This is a genomic window from Mesorhizobium sp. M0816 (genome assembly GCF_040320005.1).
Taxonomy (GTDB): Bacteria; Pseudomonadota; Alphaproteobacteria; order Rhizobiales; family Rhizobiaceae; genus Mesorhizobium.
This window is the reverse complement of record NZ_JAMYOT010000089.1, coordinates 1-1,576: the sequence shown is the minus strand read 5'-3', so window position 1 is coordinate 1,576 and position 1,576 is coordinate 1. Positions and strand designations below refer to the sequence as shown.

The following is a 1,576-nucleotide window of genomic DNA, read 5'->3' as shown; positions in this document are numbered from 1 at the left end:
CATCAATCTCGGCGGGCGCCAGCGCCGTCAAGAATGCGTCGGCGACGGCGGCATCCACACGTGAAGCACGGATGTGCTGGCATGCCGGCAAGCCCGTGTGGGAGCGCAGGTGATTGCACACATACTCTCCGCCACCCTTGTAGCGAACGTACATCTTGTGGCCGCATCGCCCACACCAGGCGATGCCATGCAGGAGAAGTTCGCCGTTGCGAGGAGCACCTCTCGTTTTGATGCGCATGTATTCGGCCCGGTTGTCTCGTACGATGTCGCGGATCTTCTCATAGGTTGGCCAGTCGATGTAGGGTGGATACCGGCCCTTCACGACGATCCGCCATTCATCGATTGGCCGCGCCACCTTTCCCGGCGGACCGCCTTCACCCGTGGCGGCACGAAGGCGGGTTCGTCCATAGACGAAAGCACCGGCATAAGCGGGATTCTTCAGGATCGCCGCCACCGCCGAGACTGTCGCTCGTGCCCAGCGCAGTTCGCCGTGCCAGTCGCGGCGCGGCAGAGCCAGGCCACGATCGTTCAGCACACGCATGACCTTGGCGATGGTGCGGAACTTCAGGAATGTCTCGAATACAAGCTCAAGCCGTCCCTGAACAGCGAGATCCGGATCTTTGACAACTACCCCGCTTGGATCACGCACCAAGCCGACCGGCAGCGTGAGGGCAAGCTCGCCGCGCTCGGCCTTGGCAAGCAGACCCGCGGTCAGACGGCTGCGGATCGTATGCAGCTCAAGCTCTGAGATTGTTCCCTTCAGGCCGAGAAGCAGGCGGCCATTGGCGCTGCCGGGATCATAGACGCCATCGCGATCGGCAATGAGGCAGCCGCGCACGCCGCAGATATCCAGGAGCGGGTACCAATCGGAACAGTTGCGAGCAAGCCGCGTCACGTCGATCGATAGGATCAACCCGATCTCGCTGAGGCCAACCCGTCCGACAAGTTCCTTAAAGCCGCTCCGTTTTGCAGCGGAGGCTGCGCTCAAGCCGAGATCGGCATCGATGACATCGATGTCGGCATCATGCCAGCCGAGTTCGCGAGCGCGTTGGCGAAGCGCGTACTGCAGCCGCAGGCTCTCTTGGTTGCTCACTACCTGGTGTGGCGTCGACTGTCGGACGTAAACAACCGCTCTGCGCGCCAGATGGGTTGGCTTGACCAGTTCGGACTTCACGAGCCACCTCCGCCAGAACCGCGGCGACGTCGTCGAGGATTTGACGCCGCAAAGCTGGTGGCAGCGTCGCCCACAGGCTCTTGGGGTCTATGGTCATGACCTTCGAGACATTCCGCCACCGCGACAAGATCCCGAACCGCCTCGACGCTCAATTTACTCTGATTCGTGTCCTCTACATACTTCTGCGTTGCTGCCACCGCGATCAGCAATGTTGATCCATCACGATGATCGACTTCATATGATGGTGGAAAGTTGCCGCCTCCATGCGCCACTCTCCGGATCACGCGGAAGGATCGCCTGTAAAGCGGATGATGTGGGTCCATAACCCGGATCAGCTCACCCGATGATTCGTCAGACTCACCAGCAGGGATATTCCTGGATGCCTTCGTTGGACGGGATCGA

Annotated in this window: 2 protein-coding genes; both read right to left on the bottom strand. The window is 60.9% G+C overall.

The window, feature by feature from the left end:
• On the bottom strand, nucleotides 1-1,174 hold a 1,174-nt coding region (locus NKI17_RS36765), incomplete at its 3' end, for a recombinase family protein (protein WP_352907937.1).
• A partial coding sequence (locus tag NKI17_RS36760) for a hypothetical protein (protein WP_352907936.1) occupies nucleotides 1,171-1,576 on the bottom strand: 406 nt, incomplete at its 5' end. The genes NKI17_RS36760 and NKI17_RS36765, both read right to left, overlap by 4 nt.